The following is a 14890-nucleotide window of genomic DNA, read 5'->3' on the forward strand; positions in this document are numbered from 1 at the left end:
CCGCCAAGCGGGGGCTGAAGATCTCAAAATACCGCAGCAGGCGGTTGGATAGCCCTTCCTGCATCAGGACAGAGATCTGCGGATCCGTGGTCTGGAACATCCAGTGATCGGGGAAATGGCAGTTGCGCGGGCCGCTGCCCACCGGGTTGTCGGGCCGGACCCCTTGACGTTTGGCCTGGGTCAGCAATTGGTCCCCTTCAGGATCTATCAGAAACACAATGTCCCCGGAGAGGGTGAGTTCCGCCTCGAAAAAGTGAGAAGAACCGGGCGCAAAGGCCCGGCCCCTGATCCGAAGGTCACCCCCTGTGATCAAAACCCGATGTCCAGATCGATCCCTTCGATATCTGCATAGGCATCGCCGATGGCATTGCTGTCGCTGATGATTTCTCCGGTGAACTCTTCCAGGGTGCCGTTTGGCAGCAGGGCGGTGTTCTGCGCCAGATAGCGATGATACCGGACCTGTGCCCAGGGCAGCATCAGGCCCAGCGAGCCAATGACCACAAGCGCATTGGTGATGACAATCCAGAGCATGGATCCAACAGAGATTGTGGATTGAAACCCGTGCTGGCGGTCCCCCAGAGTTGTCTGGCTGTAGACATGGTTGCGCATCATGGTGGTGTAGACGATGCCCGCCAACACGCCACAGGTAATGAGAAGGAAATAACCAATCCCGATGAGGGTGACCATGATGACTTGAATCTGTTCAGGCATCATATCTGCTTGATGATAGATCAGCATCTGCATTTTGGGGAGGAGGTAGAGGGCAAAGGCTCCAGCGCCAACCAGAACAACAGCAACTGCGCAGAGGAAGGCCTTGTAGAAGGGGCCGATGGTGCTGTCGAAATGGAAGCGGGTCTTGCCAAGGCTGTGGCCGTTGATGCCAAAACGCTGGCTGGCGCGAGAGAAATACGGCACGGTGGTATAAAGGGTCAGCACCAGCAGGATGGGGATACCGAGGAAGATCCGATAGGCATCGCCGACCTCGCCGTCAAAATTGAAGCGCACATTGCCCCAGCTGCTGTTGCGCGCCTTGAACATCAGGCTGCGCAGAATGAGATAGGGGAAGGCCACCAAAACACATAGGGCAATGACCACGGCCAGGGGTGGGGCCACCGCGCTGAGAAAGGCATAGACAAAGAACACCCCGACAATGATCAGACGGCCAATCAGGATCTGTTTGCCGGTGGCGTGATAGTCAAAATTGCGTCCGGCAACCCAGGTGTTTTGATAGAAATATTTGTTGCTGCGCACCTTGGCCCAGGCCGAATAGATGCCGAGGGTCAGGATCGACAGCAGCAGGTTGACGATCCAGATGCCAAACCACTCTCCGGCAGAGCCTCGAAATTCAAAATCTTCTTGTGACGACATAAGAATGCTCCAAATAGAATGTCGTGAAGCAGTATTCTTATGGTTGAGTGGCTCAAGGTTTTTTGAGCAAAAGGTAAAGCCTACCGGAAAAATGTTGTAAAAAAGGGCCACACCAGAAGATGCAGCCCTTTTGAATTCAGAGATGTCACAAATGCTTAGTCTTTCAGGCGACGCTCGCGCGCGGCCAGCAGTTTCAGCCGCAGCGCGTTGAGCTGGATAAAGCCCGCCGCATCGGTCTGATCATAGGCACCGGCATCGTCTTCAAAGGTCACATGGGCCTCGGAGTAGAGCGAGTGATCCGACCAGCGGCCAACGCAGGTGGCGGAGCCTTTGTAGAGTTTCAGACGCACCGTGCCGGTGACATGAGTCTGGCTGGCGTCGATGGCGGCCTGCAGCATTTCACGTTCGGGCGAATACCAGAAACCATTGTAGATCAGCTCGGCATATTTTGGCATCAGCTCATCTTTGAGGTGCATGGCGCCGCGATCCATGGTGATGCTTTCGATACCGCGGTGTGCCTCGAGCAGCAGGGTGCCGCCGGGGGTCTCGTAGATGCCGCGCGACTTCATGCCAACAAAGCGGCCTTCAACCAGGTCAAGACGACCGCAGCCATGCTTGCCGCCGTATTCATTCAGCTTGGTCAGGATGGTGGCGGGCGACATGGGCTCGCCATTGATCGAAACCGCGTCGCCTTTTTCAAAGCCGACCTCGATGAATTCGGGCGTATCCGGCGCATCCTCAGGGTGGACCGAGCGCTGGTAGACATAATCGGGTGCCGCCACGGCGGGATCTTCCAGCACTTTGCCCTCTGATGAGGTGTGCAGCAGGTTGGCATCCACCGAGAAAGGCGCTTCACCACGCTTGTCTTTGGCAACCGGGATCTGGTGTTGCTCGGCAAATTCCAGCAGGCGGGTACGCGAGGTCAGATCCCATTCACGCCAGGGGGCGATAACCTTGATGTCGGGGTTCAGCGCATAGGCGGCCAATTCAAAGCGAACCTGGTCATTGCCCTTGCCGGTGGCGCCATGGGCAACCGCATCGGCGCCGGTGGCTTCGGCGATCTCAACCAGACGTTTGGAAATCAGCGGCCGCGCGATCGAGGTGCCCAGCAGGTAGAGACCTTCGTATACGGCATTGGCGCGGAACATCGGGAAGACAAAATCACGCACGAACTCTTCGCGCACGTCTTCGATATAGATGTTTTCCGGCTTGATGCCGAGCAGCTCAGCCTTGTGGCGGGCGGGCTCCAGCTCTTCACCCTGGCCGAGATCGGCGGTGAAGGTGACAACTTCGCAGCCATATTCGGTCTGCAGCCACTTCAGGATGATGGAGGTATCAAGGCCACCGGAATAGGCCAGCACAACTTTCTTGGGCGCGGACATGGAATTTCCTCTCAGTCAGATCGACTGGGCGATAGCGGGTTTCGCAGGGGAGGGCAAGGATTACTGGGGCTTTTGCCTTCTTCGCCACGCCTATGGGGAGAACGGGGGTAGATGGTGTAATTTGGGTTTTTGCGATGAAAACCGGGCACAGTGATCACCCTTACTCTTATTTTCAGGCGATACCTGACGGGTAATCGAGGCTCTTCTCAATCTGTGCGCTCGTCTGTCTGTGCAAAAGCGCACCGGGCAGGGGGTTTCCCTTTGCTCTACACTCTCCTACCCTGTCCAGGATTTGAACAATTCTCTTAGGGAGTTATCCACCGTGACAGGTTGGAAGATTTTTTCACATTCGGTGTTCTTGCTGAAACACAACATCAACGATGCGGTTAGAATATCCTGGCCGCTCATTCTGGTGATGATCCTGGGGTTTCTCTTTGGCAGTTCGGGTGATTTCACTGGTGATCTTACGGCCGCGCAACCGATGTCTGGCACTGATGCTTTGCTGCAATTGGCTATGGCCGTGGTTGGCGTTTGGGTCGCGGTCGCCTGGCACCGCTATGTCCTGCTCGAAGAGGCCTCAGGTCCTGTGCCACCCTTCCACGGTGGCCGAATGCTGGCCTATTTCATTACCGCCGTGCTGATTGGCCTGGGCGTTGCCATTGTTGCGGGTGTTATCGGGGGGCTGGCCAGTTTTATTGCTGTTTTCTCTGTTCCGCTGTTTTCCCTGGTGGTCTTTGCAGTTGTCGTTTGCGCGATCTGGGCCTTCTACCGGCTTTCTCCGCTGTTGCCTGCTGCGGCGCTGAACGAGAAACTGAGTGTCAAGGAAGCCTGGGCAGCGACAGCGCCAATTTCGGGCGCGGTACTGATGGCAGTCCTGATCTTGGCCCTGTCGGCTGTGGCCATCGGGTTTGTCGCTGTACTTGTGTTGTTTCCTGTAAGCATCCTGTTGGGGATGGCGGTGATTGGCGTCTTGCAATGGGCCTATACCATGGTGGGCATCAGCATTCTGACCACAATCTATGGCATCAGCGTTCAGGGGCGCTCGCTGTGATGGTGCAGCGCGCATGAAACAAATCTTGCCTGGTGGTTTTTACCCGCCGGGCAGCAAGGAAGGTTAGGCTTGTGCCGGCTTGAGTCGGAAAATGTTTTGTGGAGACTCTATTTTTGACGGGTTGGACGTTAGTTTTACATTCGTTGTCTTTGTTACGACGCAATTTCTCTGAAGCCTTTCGCATTTTTGCCCCCCTAGGGGCTGCGATGGCTCTGGGGCTTTATACTGGCGGGCCAGATATGATCCGCGCCCTGCATTCCGGCTTTTCCGCCAAAGGTCACATGCATCAGGTGATGCTGCTGGTTTGTACTCTTTTTGGAATCTGGGCGGCGGTCGCCTGGCATCGCTTTGTCTTGCTGCAGGAAAAAGGTGGCACCTTTCCCGCGTTTCACCCTCAGCTCATGATCCGCTACTTTGGCAAGAGCCTTCTGGTACTGGCTTGCGCTTTGTTTGCCTGCGTGATGATCGGCTTTGTCGTGATCGCCTATAGTCGCCGCGTGGACGTTTTGCTCTTTGCCGGATTGGCGACGGCCTGGGCCACGGGGCTTTGGCTGTTTTACCGCCTGTCGCCCGTCCTGCCGGCCTCTGCCTTGGGGTACTACATGGGGTTGGAGCGGGCTTGGAGAGCCACGGCTGGAAAATCGGGCGCCCTGTTTCTTGCAGGGCTGCTGTTGATGATCTGCCACCTCGCGGCTTCGACCTGCGCGATCATTTTCTTTGCCGAGGTTCACAGGCTGATCGGAGCGGGGCTTTTTGTCGTCGTGCAGCTGCTTAGCCTGATCTGGGGGCTTTGTATCCTGACCACCATCTACGGTGTCACTGTCGAAGGTCGGGAGATTTAGCGCTGCCCCCTTGCCTTGGGGGCGGGCTTGGGTCACTCACTACAGTATGAGCGATCCAGATACCCAGTTTGAAACCGCCGCCCGCGCAGCCGAAACGGCGATGCGCGATGTGTTTCCAGCCACGCCGCTGCAGCGCAATGTGCATCTGTCTGAACGGTTCGAGGCGGATATTTACCTCAAACGCGAAGACTTGAGCCCGGTGCGGTCCTACAAGATCCGCGGAGCCTTTAACGCCATGCGCAAACAGCCTGATCAGCAGCTGTTTGTCTGTGCCTCAGCGGGCAATCACGCCCAGGGCGTTGCCTTCATGTGCAAACACATGGGCGTTAAAGGCGTGATCTTTATGCCGGTTACCACGCCGCAGCAAAAGATCCAGAAAACCCGGATCTTTGGCGGCGACAACGTCGAGATCCATCTGGTTGGCGACTATTTTGATGACACACTGGCCGCAGCGCAAAACTGGTGCGCTCGCGAAGGCGGGCATTTCCTGTCACCCTTTGATGATCCGGATGTGATCGAGGGGCAAAGTTCTATCGCGGTAGAGATCGAAGCCCAGTTGGGGCGGGTGCCGGATCACGTCATCCTGCCGGTGGGCGGTGGCGGCATGTCCGCCGGGGTCACCAATTGGTTTGGCGAAAGAGTGCACAGTCTTTATGTGGAACCCGCTGGCGGTGCCTGCCTGCGGGCAGCACTCAAAGCCGGGCGACCCGTGTCGCTGGACAAGGTGGATACCTTTGTAGATGGCGCTGCGGTGGGCCGATTGGGGGAACGCCCCTTTGAGGCCTTGAAACATGTGCCGCTGCCAGATGTGATTGCCCTGCCCGAGGATCGGGTTTGTACCACCATGATCGAGATGCTGAACGTCGAAGGCATCGTTCTGGAACCGGCCGGTGCCTTGGCCATCGAGGCGCTGGGCGATCTGCGCAGCTGGATCCGTGGCAAGACGGTTGTTTGCGTGACCTCAGGCGGCAATTTTGATTTTGAGCGCCTGCCCGAGGTAAAAGAACGCGCGCAGCGATATTCCGGCGTGAAAAAGTACTTCCTGCTGCGCTTGCCGCAACGTCCCGGTGCCTTGAAAGAGTTCCTAAGCATTCTTGGGCCCGAGGATGACATTGCAAGATTTGAATATTTGAAAAAGTCCGCCCGCAACTTTGGTTCGGTCCTGATCGGCATCGAAACCAAGCGGCCAGAGAATTTTGCAGATTTTTTTGCCCGGCTGGAGTCCGCTGGCATGGCCTATACGGATATCACCAATGACGAGATGCTGGCGCAGTTCCTGATCTGAGGTGGCAGGGTTGGTCCCAACCTGTGGCTGTGTATCAATGCCGTCAGCAGCTCTTGCCCAAAAGTGCCTTGCGACCTGGGTGCACATCTGAATGCCGACAGGGTGGGTGTCTTTGTCTCCAGGCGCGCAAAGATCTGGATACTGTGTTAAAACAACAATCTACGCAGATCTATCCCCAAGATCTATCCGCAGAGGTCACTACGCCAGATTGGGAAGCCTGGCGAGAAACTCCTGTTTGGACGCCTCAAAACTGTCCAGAATTTCCGGCAGATCAACCGTGTTGCCTTGCCCTTCTGCAGCCTTTCGTTCGCCCAGAAGGCAGAGGTTGGAGAAGCCGCCAAAACCGAGATTCAGCGCACAGCCTTTGAGAAAATGCAGGTCTTGCTCCAGCTGACTGCGATCATCACCACGCAGTTTGGTGATTATTTCTTCGACTTCTTCGAGAAAAAGTTCCACAACTTCGCCAAAGTCGTCCGGCCCGATTTCGTCTCGCAACTCTTTTACCCGAGGCCAATCAATCATTTCTACGTTCCTATTTGCCTTCAGTCTGAGAGCGACTCATAGGTTGTATGTAGTAAAATAATGGTGAAAAACGGGCGATGTGACAAATTTTAATGTTCATAATCTATTAAAGGTCTGCCCTGATAGTGACAGCTGAGACGAGACCAAGACCATTTTGCAAGAGGTACCAAGGGTGCTGCCAGACAGTTCACTGGACAACGAGGAGCAGACGATGAGTGGGTCGATCAGCCGTGTGCTGGTTGTCGACGACAGTCGTTTGCAGCGTCGTATTCTGGTGGCGTCTTTGCAAAAATGGGGGTTCGAAGTTGTCGAGGCCGAGAGTGGCGAAGCCGCCATGGAGATCTGCCAGAACGACCCGCCGGACCTGATCTTGAGCGACTGGATGATGCCCGGCATGAACGGGCTTGAGTTCTGCCAGGCCTTCCGCGAGCAATCCAAAGACAATTATGCCTATTTCATTCTGCTGACCTCCAAGAGTGAGAAGAATGAAGTGGCTGAGGGGCTGGATGCCGGCGCCGATGATTTCCTCACCAAACCGGTGAGCTCGGATGAGCTGCGAGCGCGGATCTCTGCAGGCGAACGAATCCTGAAGATGCAGCGCGAGCTGTCAGAGAAGAACCGCATTGTCTCGGATACGCTGGACGAGCTGCAGCGGGTCTATGATGCCATCGACAAGGATTTGATCCAGGCCCGCAAGATCCAGGAATCGCTGGTACCGGAACTGTCAAAGGAGTTTGGCTCTTCCACGGTCAGCCTGTTGTTGAAGCCCTGCGGCCATATTGGCGGCGACCTAGTGGGTATGTTCTGTCCGGGGGTGAACCGGATTGGCTTTTACTCCATTGATGTGTCCGGTCACGGGATCACATCGGCAATGATGACCGCCCGTCTGGGGGGCTATCTGTCGTCGAACTATTTTGACCAGAACGTCGGTATGGAGCAGCGGTTCAAGCGGTTTTATGCCCTGCGCCAGCCTGATGAGGTGGCCCGGCTGCTGAATGCACGGTTGATCGCTGATACCGGCATCGAAGAATATTTCACCATGGCCTATTGCATCGTCGACCTGCGCAGCGGCGTGCTGAAGATGGTTCAGGCCGGACATCCGCATCCTTTGTTGTTGCGGCGTGATGGCAGCGTTGAATTCCTTGGTCAGGGTGGCGTGCCAATCGGTCTGGTACCGGATATCAGCTACAGTCAGGAAGAGGTGCATCTGGAGAAGGGCGATCGTCTGTTGCTCTATTCCGATGGGTTTACCGAGGCCCGGCTGGAAAATGGTGAAATGCTGGAGCCTGAGGGCCTGCTGGATCTGATCGGCAAATGTGACACCCGGCAAAGCGGCAAAGAGTTCCTGGATGATCTCTATTGGAACCTGACGCAGATTATGTCGCAGGAACATGGGTTGGAGGACGATGTCTCCGCCACCCTGTTTGAGTACGAAGGCCCCTGACGGGGTTCTGATTTCGTTTAGGATCCTTTCTAGGCAAGGCGGGGCTCCCGCCACTCGCTGAATTATCTTCGATAATACGCTCTTGTTGGGCCCGGCAGACCGCTGACACGGTCTGCGGTTGCGTCACCTTGTCAGCCTGGGGGTGTAGACCAAAGGAGGCGCGGCCTTGGGATTTACCTGGCGAGGGCGCGCTGCAGCAGCTCGCCAAAGGCGAGGTGCCGGGCCCAACCCTGTTGATTGGCTTTAGCCCTTCATAAAGGGGCGGGAGCCATGGGAATCTGACCTACATAGGAGTCTGACCAAGAAGGCAGACTACCGCCTGTCAAAAAAGCCCTGCGTGAAGCTGCGGTCGCCGGGGTTACCGAGACGGGCAATGGCCTCATCTGCCGACATCCAGATCGCCTGATGGCCCTGCTCTGCTGGCGGGCCAAGACGGCGTATTGGCCGGGCCACATAGATGTGGCAGAGTTTTTCGGCCCAAAGCTCGTATTCCGGCATAAAGGTGTACCGCCGAAAGGCGCCGAGTTTTCTAGGACGGGCAATGGACCAGCCGGTTTCCTCAAAGACCTCGCGGTGCAGAGCCGGCAGGGGCGATTCGCCATGATCCACGCCGCCACCGGGCAATTGGATATCCGGGCCGGGGTCCAATTGGCAGGTGAGCAGAACCTGTCCCCCAAGGGGTAAAATCGCGTAGACTCCGGGGCGTTGCCGGTATTTCTGATTGCGCTGTGGCACCTCTCCAAATCGCCGGATCATCACGCCCCCTTCACTCTATTGTGGAAAACCCTATATAGGCCGATATGCCAATCACCGGCGCGTAAGGAAACCCCCATGACCCTTGGATCAAAAATGCCTCTAGGATCAAAAATTGCATGGGACGATACCGTCCTGCCTTTTCAGCTCGATGCCTCTGACATGCGGGGCCGCGTGGTGCGGCTTGATTCTGCGCTGGATGGTATTCTGAAGCAGCATAATTACCCGCCCCAGGTCGAAGCTCTGGTGGCAGAGATGGCGCTGCTCACCGCGATGATTGGCCAGACCATCAAACTGCGCTGGAAACTGTCGCTGCAGGTGCAGTCCAAAGGGCCAGTGCGGATGATTGCCACCGATTACTACGCGCCGGAAAGCGAGGGCGCGCCCGCCCGCATTCGCGCCTATGCCAGCTATGATGCCGACCGGCTAACCGATGCCGCCCCCTTTGATCAGGTGGGAGAGGGCTATTTTGCAGTGATGATCAACCAGGGCGAAGACACCAAACCCTATCAGGGGATCGCGGCGCTGGACGGGGAATCACTGGCCGCCTGTGCGGGTGCCTATTTTGCCCAGTCCGAACAGCTGCCGACGACCTTTACCCTTACCTACGGAAAATCCTCCAGCCCCGGTGTTGCCGAACATTGGCGTGCGGGCGGTGTGATGCTGCAGCATATGCCTAAGGCCTCGCCCTTTGTGGCCTCAGATGCTGAAGGTAGTGGTGCGAGCCTGAAGCCAGAGGATCTGGTCGAAGGCGAAGCGGAGGAAAACTGGAACCGTGTCAACACCCTGTTGAACACCGTGGAAGAGCTGGAACTGATCGGCCCCTCGGTGACCCCGACCGAGCTGCTGCTGCGTCTGTTCCACGAGGAAGAGCCGCGGGTCTATGATGCGCAGGCGGTTCATTTTGGCTGTACCTGTTCCGAAGAGCGGGTCCGTCAAAGCCTTTCGATCTATTCGGCCAAGGATATCGCAACCATGACCACGGAGGATGGCCGCGTCACCGCAGATTGTCAGTTCTGCAGCGCACATTACGATCTGGACCCAAAGAGTGTCGGCTTTGAAGCGGAAACCGCTGCGGGTGACTGACCTGCGGCAACAGCTGAAGGCCGCGCTGGCAGATCAGGGGGCGGGATCCTCGGATTTTGATCTCAACCCCGATCTGTCTGTGCCCGGTGGCCGCAGGCTGCGCCCGGCCGGGGTTCTGGTGGCGATCTCTCTGGTAGAGGATGCGCCACGGGTGATCCTGACTAAACGCTCCTCGGCGCTGAAACATCACCCGGGGCAGATCGCCTTTCCCGGTGGCAAGCAAGACGACAGCGATACCGATGTGACCGATGCCGCCCTGCGCGAAGCCTGGGAAGAGATCGGCCTGCCAAAAGACCTGCCCGAGGTCATCGGCGTGCTGCCCTGCCATGAAACCGTCACCAGCTTTCAGGTGACCCCGGTGGTGGCGCTGCTGCACGAGCGTTTTGAAATCCGTCCCGAGGCCGGCGAAGTGGCCGAGGTTTTCTCGGTGCCGCTTGCCCATGTGCTGGATCCTGCGAGTTACATCATCGCCTCGCGCAGCTGGCGCGGCACCCGGCGGCATTATTATACCGTGCCCTTTGGCCCCTATTACATCTGGGGCGCAACCGCGCGGATGCTGCGCAACCTGGCCGGGGCGATGCAGCAATGACCCTCTCTGGTGAACCCTGGCTGACAGATCCCGCAACGCAAAAGGTCTGCTCGGCGCTAACCGCTGAAGGCGCGGCAGCATATTTTGTCGGCGGCTGCGTGCGCAATGCGCTGATGGGAGTGCCGGTCTCGGATATTGATATCTCTACGGATGCGACACCACAGCAGGTTCTATCCCTGGCCAAACAGGCTGGTATCAAGGCGATTCCCACCGGGATTGACCATGGCACGGTGACCCTGGTTGAAAATCAGATCCCGCATGAGGTGACGACATTCCGCAAGGATGTGGCCACCGATGGCCGCCGGGCGGTTGTCGCCTTTGCCAAGGATATTGCCGAAGATGCGATGCGGCGGGATTTCACCATGAATGCGCTTTATGCGCGGCCCGATGGCACAGTGGTCGATCCCCTGGGCGGGTTGGCGGATCTACAGGCGCGGCGGCTGCGGTTTATCGGCACGGCCGCGAATCGCATCCGCGAGGATTACCTGCGCAGCCTGCGCTATTTTCGCTTCCACGCCTGGTATGGTGATGCCACGGCCGGGTTCGACCCGGAGGCGCGGGCCGCCATTGCGGCCAATCTTGAGGGCCTGTCGCAGCTGTCACTGGAGCGAGTGACCTCTGAAGTGTTGAAACTTCTGGCCGCGCCTGATCCGGCACCGGCCATTGCGGTGATGCGCCGGATCGGCGTGCTGGGGCAAATGCTGCCTGGGGCTGATGATCGCGCCTTGGCGCCACTGGTGCATTTGCAAGGGGCGCATTTGCCCGAAGGATCGACCTTCGATCCGATCTGCCGTCTGGCAGCGCTGGGCGGCGAAGAGCTGCAGGAACTGCTGCGTCTCAGCAAAAACCAGGCCCGCGCCTTGGTCCGGCTACGCGAGGCGGCAGTTGGAACCGCGCCACCGGATGAGCTCGCCTATCACTTGGGGGCAGATCTGGCACGGCAATCCTGCCTTTTGCGGGCTGCCCTGCTGGAACAGCCGGTTTCCCCTGGTTTAGAGACGGACCTGGCCCGTGGCGCCACGGTCGTCTTTCCGTTGAAAGCGGCGGATCTGATGCCGGATCTTTCCGGGGCAGAACTGGGTGCGGCGCTGAAGCAGTTGGAGAAGGCTTGGATTGCCTCCGGTTTTGCCCTGACCCGAGCCGCGCTGCTACAACAGTTGAAATAGCGCCACAGCGGCAGAGCTCTGCCAAGAAGTTCTGCAATCCACTGGTGACAGGCAGCAAAATTTGTGGCTAGTTCTGCCTTAGCCAAAACAATCATGCCGGGAGGAATGCGAATGTACTACGGGATCTGGTTTAGCTAACGCCGTACCACCCGTTTTGAAGGGGGGCACGGTTTCGCCTCTTGTCTGCATTCTTGCATTCCCTATTTGCTCAAAGAATTGGAGCACCTGTCATGTTTCGTTTTTTCGAAAATCTCATCGATCCCTATTGCGACTACCCCGAAACGGATCAGCCGCCGACGCGGCTTTGGCCCTTTCTGAAGGCCTATTCAAAACCCTTCAAAGCGGTGTTTATCCTCACCGCCTGCATGTCGGTGGTGGTGGCGGCGATTGAAATCGGCCTGATCTATTACATGGGTCGGGTGGTGGATCTGCTGTCCAACTCTCCCGAAGAGGTCTGGCAGACCTACGGCACCGAGCTGATTTTGGTGGCGCTGTTCATTCTGTTGCTGCGACCCGTTCTGCAGTTGGCCGATGTCTTGTTGCTCAACAATGCGATCCTGCCCAACTTTGGCACCCTGATTCGCTGGCGGGCCCACAAACATGTGCTGCGCCAATCGGTTTCTTGGTTTGAAAACGACTTTGCCGGCCGGATTGCCAACCGGATCATGCAGACACCTCCCGCTGCCGGCGAGGTGGTGTTTCAGGTTTTTGACGCCATTACCTTTTCGCTGGCCTACCTGGTTGGCGCGGCGATTATGCTGATGGTGGCAGATGCGCGGCTGATGTTGCCTCTGCTGGTCTGGTTTGTGCTCTATGGGTTTCTGGTGCGCTGGACGATCCAGCGGGTGGGGCCCGCCAGCCAGGCGGCTTCGGATGCGCGCTCCACCGTGACGGGGCGGGTGGTGGACAGCTATTCTAATATCCATTCGGTAAAAATGTTCGCCCATGATGACCGCGAGCTTTCCTATGCCAAGGAGGCGATCGAGAAGACCCGCGAGACATTCCAGAAAGAGATGCGCATTTTCACGACAATGGATGCGGTTCTGGTCTCGCTGAACGGGCTGCTGATTGTCGGTGTTGTCGGCTGGGCGCTGCACCTGTGGATGATCGGTGCTGCCTCGGCCGGGGTGGTTGCGGCAGCCACGGCGCTGACCCTGCGGCTGAACGCTATGACCGGCTGGATCATGTGGGCGCTGACCTCGTTTTTCCGCCAGCTTGGGGTGGTGGCCGAGGGGATGGAGACCATTGCTCAGCCGATTGATCTGGTGGACGTCGCCAATGCTACGCCGCTGAAGCTGTCCCAAGGCGAGGTGGCGCTCAGGGATCTGTCGCATCACTATGGCCGCGCAGCTGGCGGGCTGGATCAGTTGAACCTCACCATCAAGCCGGGGGAAAAGATAGGCCTGGTGGGGCGCTCAGGCGCGGGTAAGTCGACCCTGGTCAAGCTGCTTTTGCGGTTCTACGACCCGGATGCGGGGCAGATCCTGATTGATGGCCAGGATATCCGCGCCGTGAGTCAGAACAGCCTGCGCAGCCATATCGGCATGGTGCAGCAGGACAGCGCGTTGTTGCATCGCTCGGTGCGGGACAACCTGCTCTATGGCCGCACCGATGCGAGCGAGGAAGAGATTATCGCCGCCGCCAAACAGGCGCAGGCGCATGAGTTCATTCTGGATCTGGAGGATCCGCAGGGGCGGCGCGGTTATGATGCCCATGTGGGCGAGCGTGGCGTCAAACTCTCGGGCGGACAGCGGCAACGCATCACCCTGGCGCGGGTGATCCTGAAGGATGCGCCAATCCTGCTGCTGGACGAGGCCACATCGGCGCTGGATTCCGAGGTCGAGGCCGCCATTCAGGAAACGCTCTATGGCATGATGGAGGGCAAGACGGTGATTGCAATTGCACATCGGCTGTCCACCATCGCACAGATGGACCGCATTCTTGTACTGGATCAGGGAAAGATTGCAGAGCAGGGTTGCCATGAGGAGCTGTTGCAGGCTCAAGGGCTCTATGCCCAGTTCTGGGCGCGCCAGTCCGGCGGATTTTTGAATATCGAGGCTGCAGAATGAATATTGGCAATCTGATCGACGCGTTTCAGCCCGCCAAGGGTCCGCCGCCGCAAAAACTGGGCGGCTTCCTGCGCTGGGTTCTGGCAGGAGCCTGGCCGATGCTCATCCTGGCGGCGGCGATCTCTGGCTTTGCCGGCGCGATGGAGGCGGGGACCGCCTATTTTCTGGGGCTGGTGATCGATACGGCGCTGGCCAGCGGACCAGAAGCGTTTTTCACCAGTGGTAATCTTCTGGTGATCCTCGGCGCGCTGGGCTTTTTCATGCTGGTGCGTCCGGTGCTCTTTGGCCTGTCGGCGGCTTCCAATGCCATTGTGGTACAGCCCAATGTGAACCCGCTGGTGCTGTCGCGGCTCAATCGTTGGACCCTGGGTCAATCGGTGCGGTTTTTTGACGATGATTTTGCGGGGCGCATCGCACAGAAACAGATGCAGACGGCCTCGGCGGTGACCTCGGTTGCGACCGAGATGATCAATGTGGTGGCCTTTGCGCTGGCGTCTTTGGTGGGGTCTTTGATGCTCTTGGGGGCGATTGACCTGCGCATCACTCTGCTGTTTGGGCTCTGGCTTATCGGGTATTTTGCCCTGATCCGCTATTTCCTGCCGCGGGTGCGCCAGCGCTCGGGCAAACGGGCCGGGGCGCGGGCGATGGTTTCGGGGCAGGTGGTGGACAGCATTACCAATATCAAAACGGTAAAGCTCTTTGCCCATTCCGATCACGAGGAACGCAGCGCCCAGGATGCCATGGTGAAATTTCGCGACATGGCGCTGGAGTTTGGCTACCTCGCTGCCTCCTTCCGCTTTTGCCTGATGACCTTGGCCGGGCTCCTACCGGTGCTGCTGATTGGCGCCACGCTGCTGCTCTGGCGCAATGGCATGGCCAGCGAGGGCGATATTGTCGCCGCCGGTGCTGTTTCCATCCGCATTGCCCAGATGACTGGCTGGGTCAGTTTCACCCTGATGGCGATCTACTCTAACGTGGGCGAGATTGAGAACGGCATGAAGACCCTGACCCGGCCCGATAGGGTCGAAGATGCGCCAAATTCAGAGTCTTTGCAGGTCTCCGAAGGGGAGATCACATTCGACTCTGTTGGCTTTGCCTATGGCCGCGATGTGGGCGGGATCCGCGATGTTTCCTTGACCATCAAACCCGGCGAAAAACTCGGTATTGTTGGGGCATCTGGCGCGGGGAAATCGACCCTCGTGTCGTTGCTGTTGCGGCTCTATGACGGGGAAAATGGCAAGATCCTGATCGATGGGCAGGATATCGCTGGGGTGACGCAGGATTCCTTACGCAGCCAGATCGGCATGGTCACCCAGGAAACTGCCATGTTCAA

The 14890-nt window shown here is 57.9% G+C and carries 14 protein-coding genes; 9 read left to right on the plus strand and 5 right to left on the minus strand.

Annotated elements, in window-relative coordinates:
* The 3 genes from ABJP42_RS07765 to ABJP42_RS07775 form a co-directional block, all read right to left on the minus strand.
* Positions 1-313 (minus strand): DUF7092 domain-containing protein (locus ABJP42_RS07765; protein ID WP_490363197.1); only part of this gene is annotated, 313 nt, incomplete at its 3' end.
* Positions 310-1368 (minus strand): YjgN family protein, encoded by a 1059-nt coding sequence (locus ABJP42_RS07770; protein WP_348339762.1) that lies wholly within the window; start codon positions 1366-1368, stop codon positions 310-312. The genes ABJP42_RS07765 and ABJP42_RS07770, both read right to left, overlap by 4 nt.
* 155 nt (positions 1369-1523) lie before the next feature.
* Positions 1524-2750: an argininosuccinate synthase gene (locus tag ABJP42_RS07775; protein WP_348339763.1), complete on the minus strand. Its 1227-nt coding sequence runs from the start codon at positions 2748-2750 to the stop codon at positions 1524-1526.
* Between the two features lie 322 nt (positions 2751-3072).
* Here ABJP42_RS07775 and ABJP42_RS07780 point away from each other — a divergent pair, with 322 nt between their 5' ends.
* The 3 genes from ABJP42_RS07780 (at position 3073) to ilvA (ending at position 5928) form a co-directional block, all read left to right on the plus strand.
* Positions 3073-3801 carry a hypothetical protein gene (locus ABJP42_RS07780; protein ID WP_348339764.1) on the plus strand — a complete coding sequence of 243 codons (729 nt, stop codon included), beginning with the start codon at positions 3073-3075 and terminating at the stop codon, positions 3799-3801.
* Between the two features lie 149 nt (positions 3802-3950).
* Positions 3951-4643, plus strand: coding sequence for a hypothetical protein (locus ABJP42_RS07785; RefSeq protein WP_348339765.1), 693 nt, complete (start codon positions 3951-3953; stop codon positions 4641-4643).
* 46 nt (positions 4644-4689) lie between these two features.
* Positions 4690-5928, plus strand: coding sequence for a threonine ammonia-lyase IlvA (gene ilvA / locus ABJP42_RS07790; RefSeq protein WP_348339766.1), 1239 nt, complete (start codon positions 4690-4692; stop codon positions 5926-5928).
* A 198-nt stretch (positions 5929-6126) separates the two neighbouring features.
* On the opposite strand, the gene ABJP42_RS07795 is transcribed toward ilvA, so the two are convergent.
* Positions 6127-6450: an Hpt domain-containing protein gene (locus ABJP42_RS07795; RefSeq protein WP_348339767.1), complete on the minus strand. Its 324-nt coding sequence runs from the start codon at positions 6448-6450 to the stop codon at positions 6127-6129.
* Positions 6451-6622: 172 nt separating this feature from the next.
* On the opposite strand from ABJP42_RS07795, the gene ABJP42_RS07800 reads away from it, so the two are divergent.
* Positions 6623-7894 (plus strand): PP2C family protein-serine/threonine phosphatase, encoded by a 1272-nt coding sequence (locus tag ABJP42_RS07800; RefSeq protein ID WP_348339772.1) that lies wholly within the window; start codon positions 6623-6625, stop codon positions 7892-7894.
* Between the two features lie 312 nt (positions 7895-8206).
* Here ABJP42_RS07800 and ABJP42_RS07805 read toward each other — a convergent pair whose 3' ends face one another.
* On the minus strand, positions 8207-8650 hold the full coding sequence (locus ABJP42_RS07805; RefSeq protein WP_348339768.1) for an NUDIX hydrolase: 444 nt from the start codon (positions 8648-8650) through the stop codon (positions 8207-8209).
* Positions 8651-8743: 93 nt separating this feature from the next.
* Here ABJP42_RS07805 and hslO point away from each other — a divergent pair, with 93 nt between their 5' ends.
* From hslO to ABJP42_RS07830, 5 genes are all read left to right on the plus strand, one after another.
* Positions 8744-9733: an Hsp33 family molecular chaperone HslO gene (gene hslO, locus ABJP42_RS07810; RefSeq protein WP_348339773.1), complete on the plus strand. Its 990-nt coding sequence runs from the start codon at positions 8744-8746 to the stop codon at positions 9731-9733.
* Complete coding sequence (locus ABJP42_RS07815) at positions 9726-10322, plus strand: CoA pyrophosphatase (RefSeq protein ID WP_348339774.1); 597 nt, start codon at positions 9726-9728, stop codon at positions 10320-10322. Before hslO ends, ABJP42_RS07815 begins: the two co-directional genes overlap by 8 nt.
* Positions 10319-11488: a CCA tRNA nucleotidyltransferase gene (locus ABJP42_RS07820; protein WP_348339769.1), complete on the plus strand. Its 1170-nt coding sequence runs from the start codon at positions 10319-10321 to the stop codon at positions 11486-11488. Before ABJP42_RS07815 ends, ABJP42_RS07820 begins: the two co-directional genes overlap by 4 nt.
* 230 nt (positions 11489-11718) lie before the next feature.
* A complete protein-coding gene (locus ABJP42_RS07825) occupies positions 11719-13557 on the plus strand; it encodes an ABC transporter ATP-binding protein (protein WP_348339770.1) in 1839 nt (612 codons plus the stop codon).
* Positions 13554-14890 (plus strand): ABC transporter ATP-binding protein (locus ABJP42_RS07830; RefSeq protein WP_348339771.1); only part of this gene is annotated, 1337 nt, incomplete at its 3' end. The genes ABJP42_RS07825 and ABJP42_RS07830, both read left to right, overlap by 4 nt.

This window comes from Pseudophaeobacter sp. (genome assembly GCF_039971195.1).
Taxonomy (GTDB): Bacteria; Pseudomonadota; Alphaproteobacteria; order Rhodobacterales; family Rhodobacteraceae; genus Pseudophaeobacter.